This is a genomic window from Streptomyces sp. CGMCC 4.7035 (genome assembly GCF_031583065.1).
GTDB lineage: Bacteria > Actinomycetota > Actinomycetes > Streptomycetales > Streptomycetaceae > Streptomyces > Streptomyces yaanensis.
This window is the reverse complement of record NZ_CP134053.1, coordinates 4,111,007-4,126,791: the sequence shown is the minus strand read 5'-3', so window position 1 is coordinate 4,126,791 and position 15,785 is coordinate 4,111,007. Positions and strand designations below refer to the sequence as shown.

The following is a 15,785-nucleotide window of genomic DNA, read 5'->3' as shown; positions in this document are numbered from 1 at the left end:
ATCGTCGCGGGCACTCGCCCGCACCCGATAAAACGCGGACGAACCATCCGAGTTATGGCTTATCCGCCTTTCACCCCATCGAGTGGCGGCTGTCAACCGGCAGGAACCCCATCATCCGGGCGGCCGTGACGCATCTCGGCACGTCACACCAGGGACGGTCCAGTCACGGCACGTTGCATAAGGTCACGCAGCGTCGCGTCGCGCCCGGGGCTCGACGTTTCCGCGGCGCGCAGGATACGGAGCATCCGTCCCTGCCGCCTGCCGGGAGGCGGGCCCCCTGGGGCCCGCCTATCGTGATCGAAGGAACGTCGCCGGATCCGCAGCCGGGACGTCCCCGGAGGCATCATGCTGTCCACGCACCGGCGCCGGGCGGTCACCTCGGCGGCGGCCACGACCGCGGTGCTGGCCCTGCTGGGGGTCTCTCCGCCGTCCATGGCCCCGGCCGACGGCGGCGGCCCCGATCTGTCCCGCTTCTACCACCAGAAGATCACGTGGTCCGCCTGCAAGGGCGAGGACATGCCCGATGACCTGCAGTGCGGGAAGGTGACGGTTCCCCTCGACTACGCGAGGCCCTCCGCCGGGACGCTCGACCTGGCGATGGCCCGCTACCGGGCCACGGGCAAGTCCCGGGGCTCCGTGCTGCTGAACTTCGGCGGACCCGGTGGCGCCGGCATCCCCGAGCTGGCCACGGGCGGCAAGGACTTCATGGGACTGACCAACGGCTACGACGTGGTGACGTTCGATCCGCGCGGGGTCGGCCAGTCCTCGCCCGTCAGCTGCGGAGAGGACTCCGACGAGGACAGCGGGGCGACGGACCGCACCGACCTGAGCGATCCGCAGGCCGCGCTCAAGCAGGTGCGGAAACTGGCCACCCAGTGCGCCAAGCACTCCGGACCCGTGCTGCCGCACATAGGAACGGTCAACGCCTCCCGTGACATGGACGTGATGCGCCAGGCCCTCGGCGACAAGAAGCTGAACTACCTCGGCTTCTCGTACGGCACGCGCCTGGGGGCGGTGTACGCGGCCCAGTTCCCCAAGAAAGTGGGCCGGATGGCACTCGATGGGGTCGACACGCTCACCGAACCCCTGACCGAACAGGGGCTGGTGGCGGCGGAGGGGCAGCAGACCGCACTGGAGAGTTTCATCGACTGGTGCGTCAAGGGCATGGCCTGCCCCTTCGGGGACGACACACGCACCGCCCGGCAGGAGGTGGTCCACCTCGTCGACTCACTGGACGCGAACCCCCTGCCGACCGACAGCGGTACGCAGTTCTCGGGACAGGATCTGGTCGGCGCGATCGGGCAGGCCCTCTTCAGCAAGCAGATGTGGCCGCTGCTGGAGCAGGCGCTGGCCCGGCTCGTGGAAGAGGACGATCCCACGGGGATCCTGCGCTTCTCCAGCGGCTGGATGGCCTTTCCCCTGGGCCACCGGACGGACCGTGGGGTCGTCGATCCCGAGGACGTGCCGAGCGACAACCTGCCGGCCGCGCTGATGGCGATCAACTGCGCGGACGACCCGGACCGGCCGAGCGCCGGGCAGGTCACCCGGGACATCGCCCGGCTGCGCGACCAGTACGCGGAGGCGTCCCCCGTCTTCGGGACGTACCGCCTCACCCAGGTACTGATGTGCTTCGGGCGTCCCAAGGGCACCGATTTCATACGGGAGAAGGTGAAGAACGTCCACACGGCGAAGATGCTGCTCGTCGGCACGCGCGGGGACCCGGCGACCCCGTACCGCTGGACGCTGGAGACCGCCAGACGCCTCGGCTCGTCGGCGGTGGTCCTCGACAACAGGAGCGTGGGGCACACCGGGTACGCGAGCTCCCCGTGCGTCCACGAGAAGGTCGACTCCTTCCTCCTGTACGGCTCCCTGCCGTCCAGCGGCAGCTCGTGCGGCGCGCCCGCGTCGGACTGAGAGCGCTCGACGCGGGGCCTTGCGCACCGCACCGCTCCCGAACACGGCCTGGGCGCAGTGGAGTTCGCAGTTGTCCCACCGGATGGCCGGCACCCGTTGCCATGAGCAACCAATTGCCTCGCCCACCCGACCGCATTGCCCCAAATGCCTTATCCGCGAATCGGCCCTATCGTGCTGCTATGGAGCACGATCTGAGTCCCGCGACCCTTACCGAGCTGCGGCGCCCGCGCCCCTACCCCGCGGTGTCCGTGCTGACGCCGACGCATCGCCGCGAGCCCGACAACGCCCAGGATCCGGTCCGGCTGCGCAATGCCGTGGCCGAGGCCAAGAAGCAGCTGGAGTCCGATCCCGCGGTCACCCGGGACCGGCGCACCGATGTCGTCCGACAGCTCGACCAGGCCCTCACGGAAGTGGACCTGGCACACGCCGAGGACGGCCTCGTCATCTTCGCGGCGCCCGGTGAGCACCAGGTGTGGTCGCTGGCCCGTACGGTGCCCGAGCGGGTGGTGCTCTCGGACACCTTCCTGACCCGTAACCTCGTGTCCGCGCAGGCCGCCGAGCGGCCGTTCTGGGTGCTGTCGGTCTCCGCCGACCGCGTCACGCTCTGGAGTGGCGGTACCGACCGCGTCACCGAGGACCACACCGGCGGCTTCCCGCTGACCAAGAGGCGCGCGAACTTCGACGCCGAGCGCCAGGAGCAGATCGGCGACATGCCGAGCACCTTCCGCGACGAGGACACCCGCCATTTCCTGCGCGAGGCCGACATCGCGATGGCCGCGGTCCTGCGCGACCACCCGCGCCCGTTGTACGTCACCGGCGAGCAGGCGGCGCTGTCCGCCCTCGACGAGGTCGGCAGCATCGCCAGGGACGCCGTGCACGTGCCGCACGGCGGTCTCGCCAACGGCACCCACGAAGCAGTGTGGCAGGCCGTCCAGCCGGTGATCGCCGCCGAGGACCGGAAGAACGTCGACACGGTGAGCCGTGAGCTGGAGGCCGCGCGCGGCCGCAAGGCGTTCGCGGCCGGTGTCGACGAGGTCTGGCAGAACGCCTCCGACGGCCGTATCGGGCTCCTCGCGGTCGAGGAGAACTACCGTGTGACGGTCCGCGACGTCGCCGGCGACCACCTGATCCCGGCCGAGAGCGGTGACCTCGACGCCCGCGAGGACATCGTGGACGAGATCGTCGAACGCTGTCTCGACACGGGCGCCGAGGTCCGCTTCGTCCCCGACGGCACCCTCGGCGACGCGCAGGGGATCGCCGGGGTACTCCGCTACTGAGGCTCTCCGGGACGCCGGCCGCGGCGTCGGCGTCCCGGGCCCCTGTTCCACCCGTCAGGCCTCGCCCCCGCGCCCGGAGCCGTACGGGACGGTCAGAGGTCGCACACACGACCCTCGAACGCACGCTTGAACGACAGGGTGTCCGCCTCCGCAGTCCACCGCGTCACGTACGTCACCTACGTTTTGACCGCATCGGACACCTACGCCATTCGTCCTGCCCACGTGCTCCACAGAGCCGGTGGCATATGCCAGAAGCACCACCGTATCGGGTGTTGCCAAATCCCTTACAGGGCGTCGCAGGCTGTGCAACAGTCGTAACCGGTCCTTCCGTAAGCCTTGGTCGAACCGTCCCCCATCGGAGTGCGTCATGCCACCCCATCTCTCCGCGGACCCCGCCGCCCAGCCGCCCCAGCGTGGCACGGTTGATGCACTCATCTCGCAGACGCGGCGACTGCGCGGCGAAGTGGACGCCGTACGGCGGGACGCGCCCGAGGACGGCTCGGACCCGGAGGGCCGGTGGCAGCGCGCGCTGTGCGATCTGGCGCTGCACCAACTGAGCGATCTCGACGAGCACTTGGCCCAGTTGCGGGACGGCCCGCCGCCGGTGGTCGCCGAACCCGCCGCCGACGGACCGGCCCTCCCGCTCGCCTCCCCGGGGGGCTCCCTGCTCAGCCGGGTCGGCAGCGCCGAGTGGAACCTGCTGACCGACGAGGCGAGTTGGTCCGGGGAGCTGTACCAGATCCTCGGCCGCGACCCTGCCACTCCCGCGCTCACCCTCGACGAGCTGCCCTCGCTGGTGCACGACGAGGACCGGCCGCTGCTCACGGCGATGGTCACGGACTGCCTGATCGACGGCAGGCCCATCGACGGCGAGTTCCGGATCCTGCGCCCCGGCGGCGAGGTACGGACCGTGCACATGATGGGCGAGCCCGTGCTCGACGCCGACGGCAGCACCTCCTCGATGTGGGCGGTGCTGCGGGACGTCAGCGAACTGCGCCGCTGCCGACGGACCGTGCGCGAGACCCGTGACTCGCTGCAGCGCCACCGGCACCGCGCACCGACGGAGCACCAGCTCGCGGCCGAGCTCCAGGAGGCCGTACTACCGCCCTGGCACGGCTCCTCCGCACGGCTCCCTCGGCAGGGAGCCGGGACACTGGATCTGGCCGCCCGCCATCTGCCGTCGTCCACGAGCGCGCTGATCGGCGGCGACTGGTTCGACGCGCTCGAACTGCCCGGCGGGGACACACTGCTCAGCATCGGCGACCTCACCGGCCACGGGGTGACCGCGGCCTCGGGCATGGCGATGCTGATCGGCGCCCTGCGCGGCATGGCCGTGGCGGGCACCGAGCCCGGCCGGCTGATGGGCTGGCTGAACCAGTTGCTCGACGCCTCGGTCCAGCCGGCTCTGGGCAGCGCCGTCTGCTGCCGCTACCGGCCCGAATCCCGCACCCTGGCCTGGGCACGGGCGGGACACCCCGCCCCGCTGCTGTTCCGCGACGGGACGGGGCGCGTGCTGGCAGTCCCGGACGGCGTGCCGCTCGGGGCGATCTCGAAGGCTACCTATGAGCAGGCAGAGGAGCCCCTGGAGGAAGGCGACCTGCTGCTCCTGCACACCGACGGGCTGATCCCGCGGCACAGTGGCACGGCCGCCGTCCAGAGGCTGCTCGACCTGGCTCCGCGCTTCGGCGGAGCCCGCACGGCCCAGGACTGCGTACGGACGGTTGTGGAAGAGTTCGGCGAGAGCGAGCGCGAGGACGCCGCCTGCGTGCTCGTGGCCAGGGTCTTGTCCTGACGGGCGGACTCGAGCAAGCCCGGATTCGAACAGACCCTGATGCGCACAGGCTCCTTGGGAGCGACGCCCCTGCGGTACGGCACAGGCCCCCTCAAGCCTGCGCCGTGTCACCGCCCTTGGACTTCGTCAGGCCCTTGGGAAGGGCCAGTCTGATCTCCTCACGCAGGTCCTGGATCTTCGGGTAGCTGGAGTACTGCCCGGTGAGCCGGTACATCTCGCGCAGTCGGTCCCAGGTGCGGTGGGAGGAGTTCGCCCCCATCGACGTCAGGGCCAGTCGTGCGTACCGGTCGGCCTGCTCCGGGTCGTCGGCGATGAAGCACGCGGACGCCAGGGAGATGTGGTCGAAGATCTTCGACCGCTCCCGGCCCGACCCGCGCAGCTCCAGCGCCTCCTTGGCGTGCCGCTGCGCGATGAGGGCCGCGCCCGGCTCGTGTTCGGCGAGGGTGCGGTAGGCCAGGGCCTGCATGCCGTGCAGGTCCGCCTCGTCGAACATCTGCATCCAGCTCGGCGGGGGCACGTCCCTCTTGTCGGAGACGAACAGGTCCTCCGCCTCGCCGAGCGTGCGCCGCATGGCTTGTCCCTTGCCCATGGATGCCTGCGCCCAGGCCTCGATGGTGCAGAGCATCGCCTTGGTGCGCGGCAGCACCTCGTCACCGGAGCCCGACTTGGCGAGCTGCATCAGGTCGAGTGCGTCGTCGGGCCGGCCGAGGTGCACCATCTGACGGGCGGCGCGGGAGAGCGCCTCCCCGGCACGGGGCCGGTCGCCGCCCTCACGGGCCGCGTGAGCGGCGATGACGAAGTACTTCTGAGCCGTGGGTTCCAGGCCGATGTCGTGCGACATCCAGCCCGCGAGGACGGCGAGGTTGGCGGCGACGCCCCACAGGCGCCGCTGGAGATGATCGGGGTGATGGTAGGAGAGCATGCCTCCCACCTCGTTGAGCTGTCCCACGACAGCCTTGCGCTGGAGCCCGCCGCCGCGGGCCGCGTCCCAGGCCCGGAACACCTCGACCGAGCGCTCCAGTTCCTCGATCTCCTGGGACCCGATGGGGGCGGCCTCATAGCGGTCGAACCCGGCGGGGTCGGCGTGCAGGGGATCGTCGAAGCGGGGGGCGTCGGCCGCGAGGGCCGGATCGGTGTGCAGCCAGTCGTGCATGGCGCTGCTGAGTGCGGATCCTGCGGCGAGCGCGGCACCCGCGCTCACCAAGCCGCGTCGGTTGAGCATGAGGTCCATTCCCGTGAATTCGGTGAGGACCGCAGCGGTCCGCTCGGGCGCCCACGGAACTCCGTCGGGGTGCTGCGCATGCCCGTCGTCACGCCGTCTCCCCACGCGCCCGTGCCGGACCAGACCGAGGTCCTCGATGGTCACGACACGGCCGAGACGCTCGGTGAACAGCGCCGCCAACACCCGCGGAACCGGATCGCGCGGGATCTCTCCCATGTCGATCCAACGCCGCACCCGTGAGGTGTCGGTCGCCAGCTGGGGGTGACCCATGGCCGCCGCCTGCCGGTTGACCATCCTCGCGAGTTCGCCCTTGGACCAGCCGGCCAGGCCGAACAGGTCCGCGAGGCGGGTGTTGGGTTGTCCGCTCACGTCAAGCCCCCAGGTTCTCGGCTGAGTTGACAGTAACCCTCCGTCAGTTGCTTCGGGACTATTCGCCAGGGTTCGCCAGGGTGCGCCAGATGGTGTGCCACGGGCCATCGGGTGTCAGGTAGGAACGCGCCACCCCGACCCGGTCGCCGCAGGGGCACTCCCCAGGGTGCACCCACGGCGGCCGGGGCGGGCAGCGCGGAATTCGCAGGCACACGAAGGGATCTGTATCACCCATGTACGCAGCATCGTCCTCCGTGTCCGCCCCGCCCCGGTCGCTGCGTCCCCACCAGGGCGCCGGCGGCCCTTACCTCGACCCCGCACGGACTGCGGCCCCCGTACTCGGCGCCGGCAGGACGCGGCGCGTTCCGGGGGTCGGTACCCAGCCGCTCAGCGGGAGAATCGACTTGTCCGGCCCTCAGGGCGCGCAGCTGCGCACGGCGATCGCCTCGGTGCATCGCATCTGTCCGGAGTTCACTCCGGTACAGGTGCTGCGCCGCAGCGGGCGCTCGGTACTCCTCGTCGGCACGACGGGGCGCAGTACGGCCGTCGCCAAGTGCTTACTGGACCACTCCCCCATCTGGTCGGAGCGCATCCGGCACGAAATAGCGGCGTACCGGTCCTTCGTCCGGCACCGGCCGCCGGTGCGGGTGCCCCGGCTGATCGCGGCGGATCCGGACAACTGCACCTTGGTGATCGAGCGGATGCCGGGCCGGGTGGCCGCACTGCAGCGGCATCCGGCGGAGGCGCCGCCGCGCGCGGACATCCGGGCGGCGCTGGGCGCGGTGTGCCGGCTGAACGCGTGGCGTCCGTCGGCGGGGACGTTCGACGCCCCGCTGGACTACGCGGAGCGGATCTCCCGGTTCCACGATCTGGGGCTGCTCACGGACCGGGACATGGGCGATCTGCAGAAGTTGCTGCACGGCATCGCCCACGCGGCGGGCCGGCAGGGCATGGGCCAGTTCTGTCACGGCGACGCCCTGCTGTCGAACATCCTGCTCTCTCCGGCCGGTCCCGTGCTGGTGGACTGGGAACACGCGGGCTGGTACCTGCCCGGGTACGACCTGGCGACGCTGTGGGCGGTCCTCGGCGACGCCCCGGTGGCCCGGCGTCAGATCAGCCAGATCGCGCAGTCGGCGGGACCGGCGTCGCGCGATGCCTTCCTGGTGAACCTGATGCTCGTCCTCACCCGCGAGATCCGGACGTACGAGACGGCCGTGCAGCGTTCGATGCACGACGCGACCCCGGCGGCACCGGGAGTGGCCCACCCGGGTGCTGCGCCGTCCGGCGAGGAACAGCGGCTGCTGCTGAGGCGGCTGCACGACGACTGTCAGCTGGCCCGGCGGGCCGTACGAGCGGCGGTCGGCACTCGCTGAAGGGGATGACGGTCCGCGGTGCGCCCGCAACAGCGGCGCACCGCGGACCTTCGTCATGTCCGGACCCCACCGGGGCCGCCAGGGCTGACCCGTTCGGGTTATTGGTCCACTCCACTGACGCTCCGCAGGCCGCGACACCACCGCCACGAAATCCCTCGCAACCGCCGCTGACATGGGAAATCGCCTTCTACTGGGCATGATTGACGGATCGTCGGCGAGCCGATACCACTGACGCACGCTCGGCCCCGCACGTACCGGAGCGCCCGACCGTCCCAGGAGGCTGCATTGCGAGGATCCGCCACCGACCCCCACGCCCACGCCGGGCGCAGACGCACCCTCAGGACGGCCGGCGCCGTCGCCTCGGCGGCGCTGCTGCTGCCGCTGCTGGGCGCCGCCCCCGCCCCCGAACAGGACTCATCGGCCGGGTTGCAGAGCGCCTTCGCCGCCGCGGCCGCCGAATACCACGTGCCGCAGAGCGTGCTGCTCGGCGTCTCCTACCTCCAGTCCCGCTGGGACGCGCACGGCGGAGCGCCAAGCGTCTCGGGCGGCTACGGTCCGATGCACCTCACGGACGCCCGCACCGCGATCGCCGAGTCCGACCACCACAGCGAGGGCACGGAGGACGCGCGCGGCGACCAGGCCCGCGCCGCGCGGGTGCCCACCACGAAGGTGCCGGAGGACTCCACGCTGCCGGCCCGGCTCAAGACGCTGACCAGGGCCGCGGCGCTGACCGGCATCCCGGCGAACCGGCTGCGCAGCGAGCCGGCCGCCAATGTGGCGGGCGGTGCCGCACTGCTCGCCGCCACGCAGAGGCACCTCGGCGAGCCGCTCAGCGACGACCCGGCCGACTGGTACGGGGCGGTGGCGGAGTTCTCGGGCGCGGACGACCGCGCGACGGCGGGCGCCTATGCCGACGACGTCTTCGCGGTGATGCGCGAGGGCGAGCGGCGCACCACGGACGCCGGGCAGAACGTACGGCTTGCCGCCGCGCCGGGTCTCGCGCCCGACACGGCGCAGCTGGGGCGCACCGGGCTGCGCGCGGACGACACGGACGGGACCGAGTGCCCGAAGCGCGTGTCCTGCGAGTGGATCCCGGCGCCGTACGAGCAGTTCGGGCAGGACGACTACGGCAACCACGACCTGGGCGACCGGCCCGTGTCGCAGAGCATCAGGTACATCGTCATCCATGACACGGAAGGACGGTGGGACGGCGTCCTCAATCTGGTCCAGGACCCGACCTATGTGTCGTGGAACTACACCCTGCGCTCCACGGACGGGCACATCGCCCAGCATGTGAAGGCGAAGGACGTGGCCTGGCACGCGGGCAACTGGTACATCAACGCCAAGTCGATCGGCATCGAGCACGAGGGATTCCTCGCCTCGCCGGACGCCTGGTACACGGAGGCGATGTACCGGGCGTCGGCCCGGCTGGTGAAGTACCTCGCGGCGAAGTACCGGATCCCGCTGGACCGGCAGCACATCCTCGGCCACGAGAACGTCCCCGGCCCGACGACCGCGACGATCCCCGGCATGCATACCGACCCGGGCCCGTACTGGGACTGGCGGCACTACTTCCGGCTGCTCGGCCGGCCGTTCCACGCCACGGCCGGCACCAGGGGCGGCCTGGTGACGATCCTTCCGGACTACGCGGCCAACCGACCCGAGTACACCGGTTGCGGCGCCGCGGGCCAGCCGTGCGCGGTGCACGGCTCCAGCGAGGTGCGCCTGTACAGCGCGCCGGACGAATCCTCGCCGCTGATCAAGGACATCGGGCTGCGTCCCAAGGGCGACGACTCGACGATCGACGTCAACGACGTGGGCTCGCGGGTCTCCACGGGCCAGCGGTACGCGGTCGCCGACCGGGACGGGGACTGGACGGCGATCTGGTATCTGGGCCAGAAGGCCTGGTTCAGGAACCCGAAGGCGCAGCCGACGGCGGTGAACGCGTCCGGACCGGTGGTGACGCCCAAGGCCGGCCTCACGGACATCCCGGTGTACGGCCGGGCGTACCCGGAGAAGGAGGCGTACCCGCAGGGCGTGCCCGCGCAGTCGGTCTCTCCGCTGCCCTACCGGCTGCCGGCGGGCCAGAAGTACGTCATCGGCGACGAGGTACCGGGCGAGTACTACTACGCGGTCACCTTCACCACGGACTCGCACAAGGTCGTGGTCGGCAAGGATCTGTACTACGAGATCCAGTTCGGCCACCGGGTGGCGTTCGTCCGGGCGGCGGACGTCCAGGTGCTGGCGTCGCGCTCGTAGAGACGTGCGGAGGGCCGGGACCACGCGGTGGTCCCGGCCCTCGGCGTGTCCGTACGCCGGCGGTCGTCAGCCCTGCTGGAACAACTCCGCGGGCAGCGGCTTCAGCAGCGCGTACAGGTCGTCGGTGATGGGGCGGTCCCAGGCGGCGATGGTCACCAGGACGTTGTCACTGCGGTCGAACTGGACGCAGGAGATCCGGCTCTCGGAGAGCTTGAGGCGGCGCACGATGAGGAGGTTGTCGCCCTGCATCACCGGGATGTCCTCGGTCCCGACGACGGTGATCTCCTCGTCGTTCTCCAGCGCGAGGAGGAGCTGGGCCACCTCGAAGGGGACCTCGCCCTCGGCGACGTCACGGGCCGGGGAGCCCTCCGGCAGATTGCCGATGATCATCGCGGGGCCGCGGCCTCCGAACAGGTCGTAGCGCAGGAAGACGCCCTGGCAGCTGCCGTCGGGCGCGGGCAGCAGACCGGCGCCGAGATTGCCCGGCCAGTCCCCCGGGTCCATGGCCAGTACGTCGAAGTCGGGCCCTGCGGGAGTGGCGCTGCGGCGGCGGAGGAAGGACATGCCGCAATGGTACGTGCCCGAGCGGAAAGCGGGGGTCGGGGGCCGCGCGCGGAGTGCCGGTCACGTGCCGCCGAACGGGGTCCGGGCGCGGTCGCCCGGCGGCCGCTGGTCGGCCCCGCCCGTGATCACGGGCCACCTTGCGGGAGACCCCCTCCCACTGCCGGGCACCACCCCTGACACCAACCGTCGCGGGTGGCGTCCCCTGCCGGCCGAGAAATGGCGTGGATGGCGCGGTCTGCGACCGGGTAACGGTGCCGGTACCGGGCGGACTCGCCCGCCCAGTACCGCAGGCGAACCGCCCCGCCGCCCATCAGCCCACACGGGCTCGCACGCTCGGAACCACCGGACGAATCGCCTCGCACCGCACCCATCAACCCACACGGACTCGCCCGGCCAGCGCCGCAGGCGAACCGCCCCGTCACCCATCGGTCCGGGCGGGGTCCGCCGTCGGGGGGATCACGGCGACCGGGCTCGCAGCGTGGAGCAGGACGGCCTGGGTCACCGAGCCGATCATGCGGGCGGGGGCCAGGAGCCGGCGGCGGTGGCGGCCCACGGTGACCAGTTCGGCGTCCTTGGATGCCGCGACGAGATGGCCCGCGGCGTCGCCGGGCGGGGTCGAGAGATCGACCCGTACGTCCGGGTGGCGCTCCCGGTGCGCGGCGAGGAGGCCCGCGGCCACGGTCCGGGTCTCGTCCTCGACGGCGTCCTCGTCGACGGCCGGGGGTACGAGTTCGCCGGGCGCCGGCCAGATCTGGACCGGGGTCCAGGGATATGCGGCGATCACGTGCAGCCGGGCGTGTCGGCGGTCCGCCTCCGCGAAGGCGAAGGCGAGGGTGGCCTCGGCGGGGCTGTCGACGGGCAGGCCGACGACGACGCGCGGTCCCGGCCCGACGGCCGGGCCCTCGTGCACCTCGCGTCCCGGGCGCGGCACCACGACCACCGGGCACGCGGCGTCCCGTGCGGCCGCCAGGGAGTTGGAGCCGAGCAGCAGGCTCGCGAAGCCGCCGCGGCCCCGCGAGCCCAGCACCATCAGCTGCGCCGTGGCGCCCAGTTCGGGCAGGGCCGCGGCCGGAACACCGCCCACGGCCCTGTACTCCGTGACCGGCAGGCCGGCCCGGCCCGCCAGCTGTGCCCGGACCTGTTCGAGCACCGGGTCCTGGTCCGGCTCCGGGGGGCCGGCGACCAGGGCGTCGGGCTGCGCCCAGGGCGCGTACTGCCGCACGTGCACCACGTGCAGCGGCGCCTGTCGCAGGCGTGCGGCGGTCAGCGCCCACTCCAGGGCGCGCAGACTGTCGTCCGATCCGTCGACGGCCGCGATGACCGGCAGAGTGCTCATGGGGGTCCTCGCCTCCGGCGCACAGCTTTGATCGTTCCGGGGCCAGCCTGACGCACAGGGCGGCCCCGGAACGGGGTCACGGGCCGCGTGTCCGGAAATTCGGCTGCGGGCGAGGACTCACCTCGGCACGCGAGCGCTCACCTCGACGGGGCGAGGACTCACGTCAGGTCGAACTCCCCCTCCCGTGCCCCCGACACAAACGCGCCCCACTCCGCGGGGGTGAAGATCAGGGAAGGGCTCGCGGGGCGGCCACTGTTGCGCATCGCGATGAAACCTTCGACAAAGGCGATCTGGACATCCCCGAGCCCACGGCTGCTGGAGTGCCAGTCGGCGTTGCTGAGGTCCAGCTCCGGCTTGTCCCAGCCCGCGAGCGGCTGCTGCTGGATGGTGCTCTCGGCCACGTCCGTGCTCCTCCCGATTCGTCGTCCGCGGCCAGCCTAGCGATCGCACCCCACTGCCAACAGGCTGCGTGGAGCGGATGGTCTCAGGAGGTCGGCGGGCGGTCTCCGACCAGCCACATGGAGAAGAACTGGGACCCGCCGCCGTAGGCGTGCCCGAGCACCCGGCGGGCCCCGTCCACCTGGTGTTCTCCGGCCTGCCCACGTACCTGAAGCGCCGCTTCGGCGAAGCGGATCATGCCGGAGGCCCCGATGGGATTCGCGGACAGCACGCCGCCCGACATGTTGACGGGAAGGTCCCCGTCGAGTTCGGTGACGCCGGACTCGGTGAGCTTCCAGCCCTCGCCCTCCTCGGCGAAGCCGAGGTTCTCCAGCCACATGGGCTCGTACCAGGAGAACGGCACGTACATCTCCACGGCGTCGATGTCCCGGCGCGGGTCCTTGATCCCCGCCTGGCGGTAGACGTCGGCGGCGCAGTCCTTGCCGGCCTGCGGCGAGACGAAGTCCTTGCCGGCGAAGAGGGTCGGTTCGCTGCGCATCGCGCCGCCGAGCATCCATGCGGGCGGCCGGGGCGAACGGGCCGCCCCCGCACGGTCGGTGAGCACCATGGCGCAGGCGCCGTCGGAGGACGGACAGGTCTCCGAGTAGCGGATCGGGTCCCACAGCATGGGTGAGGACTGCACCTTCTCCAGGGTGATGTCGTGCTCGTGAAGGTGGGCGTACGGGTTCTTCAGGGCGTTGCGCCGGTCCTTGTAGGCGACCAGGGAGCCGACCGTGTCGGGGGCGCCGGTGCGTCGCATGTACGCACGCACGTGCGGCGCGAAGAAGCCGCCCGCGCCGGCCAGCAGCGGCTGCTGGAAGGGGATCGGCAGCGACAGGCCCCACATGGCGTTCGACTCGGACTGCTTCTCGAACGCCAGGGTCAGCACCGTGCCGTGGACGCGGGCCGCGACCAGGCCCGCGGCGACGAGCGCGGTGGAGCCGCCGACCGAACCGGCGGTGTGCACCCGGAGCATGGGTTTGCCGACGGCGCCGAGCGCGTCGGCGAGGTACAGCTCCGGCATCATGACGCCCTCGAAGAAGTCGGGGGCCTTGCCGATGACCACGGCGTCGATGTCGGCCCACGTCAACTCGGCGTCGTCGAGGGCCCGTCGGGCGGCCTCCCGGACGAGCCCGGCGATGGACACGTCCCGGCGCGCCGCGACGTGCTTGGTCTGGCCGATGCCGGTGACGGCCACGGGCTCCTTGCTCATCGCGGGTCTCCTTCGAGTACGGCGACCAGGTTCTGTTGCAGGCACGGGCCGGACGTGGCGTGGGCGAGCGCGCGGTCGGACTCGCCGCGGTGGATGCGGGCGGCGGCCTCACCGATGCGGATCAGGCCGGCGGCCATGATCGGGTTGGCGGCGAGGGCTCCCCCGGAGGGGTTGACGGTGACGCGGTCGTCGAGCCGCAGCGCCTTGCGCAGGACCACCTCCTGTGCGGTGAACGGCGCGTGCAGCTCGGCTGTGTCCACCGGTTGTTCGAAGACACCGGCCTTCTCGGCGGCAAGGCGTGCGGACGGCGAGTCCGTCAGGTCGCGCACCCCGAGCCCGTGCGCCTCGATGCGGTGGTCGATGCCCCGTATCCAGGCGGGCCGTGCGCACAGCTGACGGGCTCGTTCGCCCGCCGCGAGGACCACGGCGGCGGCCCCGTCCCCGATCGGCGGGCAGTCTCCGGTGCGCAGCGGTCGTACGACGTACTCTCCGTGCGGCACCGAGCCCCTCAGCTGTGCATGGGAGTTGGTGGTCGCCGCGGCGCGACTGCGTGCGGCAACGCCGGCGAGCGCCGGCTCGTCGGTCTCGCCCGCGTCGATGAGCGCCTGCGCCTGGAGCGCGGCGAGCGCCACGGAGTCCGGCCACAGCGGGGCCACGTAGTAGGGGTCCAGCTGCCGGGTCAGTACGTCGCGTACGGATCCGGGCGACGACTTGCCGTACGAGTAGACGAGCGCGGTGTCGGCGTCGCCCGTGAGCAGCTTGGTCCAGGCCTCGTACAGCGCCCACGCGCCGTCCATCTCGACGTGCGACTCGGAGATCGGCGGCCAGGCACCGACACCGTCGAGGGCGAGGGTGAAGGAGAAGGCCCGGCCCGCGAGGTAGTCGCTGGAGCCGGAGCAGGTGAAGCCGATGTCGGCGGTCTTGAGACCGGTCTGTTCGAGGACGTCGTGCAGCACGGGCATGAGCATCTCCACCTCGGAGTGCTCCTCGCTGGTGCGTCGGTGGTCGGTCTGCGCGAAGGCGACGACCGCGATCTCCCGGGCCCCTCGGGCTTGTTCGCGCGTCACAGCAGCTCCTTGTACGTCTCGTAGTCGGCGTCGGGTTCGCCGGTCGGCCGGTAGTGGTCGGGGTAGCGGGCCCCTTCGGTCCACACCGGCTCCACACGCAGGCCCATCCGCACCTGGTCGTAGGGGATGCCGCCGATGCGCCCGTGCAGCGCGAGGTCGGCGCCGTCGAGGGCGATGTGCGCGTAGACGTACGGCACTTCGATGTCGAGGTTCTTCGCCTTGATGTTGACGATGCAGAAGGTGGTGACCGTGCCACGGGGGCCCACTTCGACCTGTTCGGCTGTGGCGACGCCACAGGTCGGGCAGGCACCGCGCGGCGGCACGTACACCTTGCGGCACGACGGACAGCGCTCGCCGACGGTCCGCCGGCCGGACAGGGCGGTGATGTAGGCGGACTGGGCGCGACCGGGCGAGTAGGTGTAGTCGAGGCGGGCGTGGGCCACGATGCCGGTGACCGGTCCCTCGAACTCCCCCGCGTGATACGTGATTTCGGTGTTCTCACCGTCGTACGGCTCGAAGCAGGCGATGTCGGTGATGGCTCCGGAGCGCTCCTCGGCCCAGCGGATCCGGACCCGCATGCCCGTGCGCACGGCGTCGGGGCCGGGGGCGTCGAGGGCGTGCAGGAGGGCGGTGTCCGCGCCGTCGAGCCGGACCAGGACCCAGGCGAAGGGGGCGGCGAGGGGCTGGCCCCGGCGGGGTTCGTGGTTCCAGGCCCAGGTGGTGACCGTGCCGGTGGAGGCCACCGCGACGAGGTCGCGGAGTTCCTCGGCGGTCACGGGGTCGTACTCGACGGGCGGCACGAGCGTGCGTCCGTCACCGGTCCGCACTCCCAGGACGACCCGCTCGCGCAGCCCGGTGAGGAAGGCGCTCTGCACGGGCCCGAGGGAGCGGGTGAAGGGGAACTCGACGACGAGGGGTGCTTTGAGGACTTCGGGCATCGAGGGTTGTCTCCTTCGGGGGA

12 protein-coding genes are annotated in these 15,785 nt (G+C 71.7%); 5 read left to right on the top strand and 7 right to left on the bottom strand.

Annotated features, from left to right (window positions below; all coding sequences use genetic code 11):
* The first annotated feature begins 345 nt into the window (after window positions 1-345).
* The 3 genes from Q2K21_RS17715 (at window position 346) to Q2K21_RS17705 (ending at window position 4,983) form a co-directional block, all read left to right on the top strand.
* Entirely contained in the window at window positions 346-1,914 is a 1,569-nt protein-coding gene (locus Q2K21_RS17715) for an alpha/beta hydrolase (RefSeq protein WP_310771875.1), read from the top strand.
* 179 nt (window positions 1,915-2,093) lie between these two features.
* Entirely contained in the window at window positions 2,094-3,191 is a 1,098-nt protein-coding gene (locus tag Q2K21_RS17710; protein WP_310771873.1) for a baeRF3 domain-containing protein, read from the top strand.
* 367 nt (window positions 3,192-3,558) lie between these two features.
* Window positions 3,559-4,983 (top strand): PP2C family protein-serine/threonine phosphatase, encoded by a 1,425-nt coding sequence (locus tag Q2K21_RS17705; protein ID WP_310771871.1) that lies wholly within the window; start codon window positions 3,559-3,561, stop codon window positions 4,981-4,983.
* A gap of 91 nt (window positions 4,984-5,074) precedes the next feature.
* On the opposite strand, the gene Q2K21_RS17700 is transcribed toward Q2K21_RS17705, so the two are convergent.
* Window positions 5,075-6,574, bottom strand: a complete 1,500-nt coding sequence (locus Q2K21_RS17700) for a DNA-binding protein NsdB (protein ID WP_310771869.1) — start codon at window positions 6,572-6,574, stop codon at window positions 5,075-5,077.
* 233 nt (window positions 6,575-6,807) lie between these two features.
* Here Q2K21_RS17700 and Q2K21_RS17695 point away from each other — a divergent pair, with 233 nt between their 5' ends.
* Both Q2K21_RS17695 and Q2K21_RS17690 read left to right on the top strand, forming a co-directional pair.
* Window positions 6,808-7,947 carry an aminoglycoside phosphotransferase family protein gene (locus Q2K21_RS17695; protein WP_310771867.1) on the top strand — a complete coding sequence of 380 codons (1,140 nt, stop codon included), beginning with the start codon at window positions 6,808-6,810 and terminating at the stop codon, window positions 7,945-7,947.
* A 285-nt stretch (window positions 7,948-8,232) separates the two neighbouring features.
* Complete coding sequence (locus tag Q2K21_RS17690; RefSeq protein ID WP_310771865.1) at window positions 8,233-10,206, top strand: N-acetylmuramoyl-L-alanine amidase; 1,974 nt, start codon at window positions 8,233-8,235, stop codon at window positions 10,204-10,206.
* A 66-nt stretch (window positions 10,207-10,272) separates the two neighbouring features.
* On the opposite strand, the gene Q2K21_RS17685 is transcribed toward Q2K21_RS17690, so the two are convergent.
* The 6 genes from Q2K21_RS17685 to Q2K21_RS17660 all read right to left on the bottom strand — a co-directional run bounded on the left by Q2K21_RS17685 (window position 10,273) and on the right by Q2K21_RS17660 (window position 15,762).
* Complete coding sequence (locus Q2K21_RS17685; protein WP_310771863.1) at window positions 10,273-10,770, bottom strand: hypothetical protein; 498 nt, start codon at window positions 10,768-10,770, stop codon at window positions 10,273-10,275.
* Between the two features lie 418 nt (window positions 10,771-11,188).
* A complete protein-coding gene (locus tag Q2K21_RS17680; RefSeq protein WP_310771862.1) occupies window positions 11,189-12,106 on the bottom strand; it encodes a universal stress protein in 918 nt (305 codons plus the stop codon).
* A gap of 158 nt (window positions 12,107-12,264) precedes the next feature.
* Entirely contained in the window at window positions 12,265-12,507 is a 243-nt protein-coding gene (locus tag Q2K21_RS17675; RefSeq protein WP_310771861.1) for a DUF397 domain-containing protein, read from the bottom strand.
* A gap of 83 nt (window positions 12,508-12,590) precedes the next feature.
* On the bottom strand, window positions 12,591-13,757 hold the full coding sequence (locus Q2K21_RS17670) for a thiolase domain-containing protein (RefSeq protein WP_310771859.1): 1,167 nt from the start codon (window positions 13,755-13,757) through the stop codon (window positions 12,591-12,593).
* Window positions 13,754-14,824 (bottom strand): thiolase domain-containing protein, encoded by a 1,071-nt coding sequence (locus Q2K21_RS17665; protein ID WP_310771857.1) that lies wholly within the window; start codon window positions 14,822-14,824, stop codon window positions 13,754-13,756. The genes Q2K21_RS17670 and Q2K21_RS17665 overlap by 4 nt, the downstream gene beginning before the upstream one ends.
* The gene (locus Q2K21_RS17660) at window positions 14,821-15,762 is read right to left on the bottom strand and encodes a Zn-ribbon domain-containing OB-fold protein (protein ID WP_310771855.1); all 942 of its coding nucleotides are present in this window, start codon (window positions 15,760-15,762) and stop codon (window positions 14,821-14,823) included. Before Q2K21_RS17660 ends, Q2K21_RS17665 begins: the two co-directional genes overlap by 4 nt.
* Window positions 15,763-15,785: the final 23 nt, after the last annotated feature.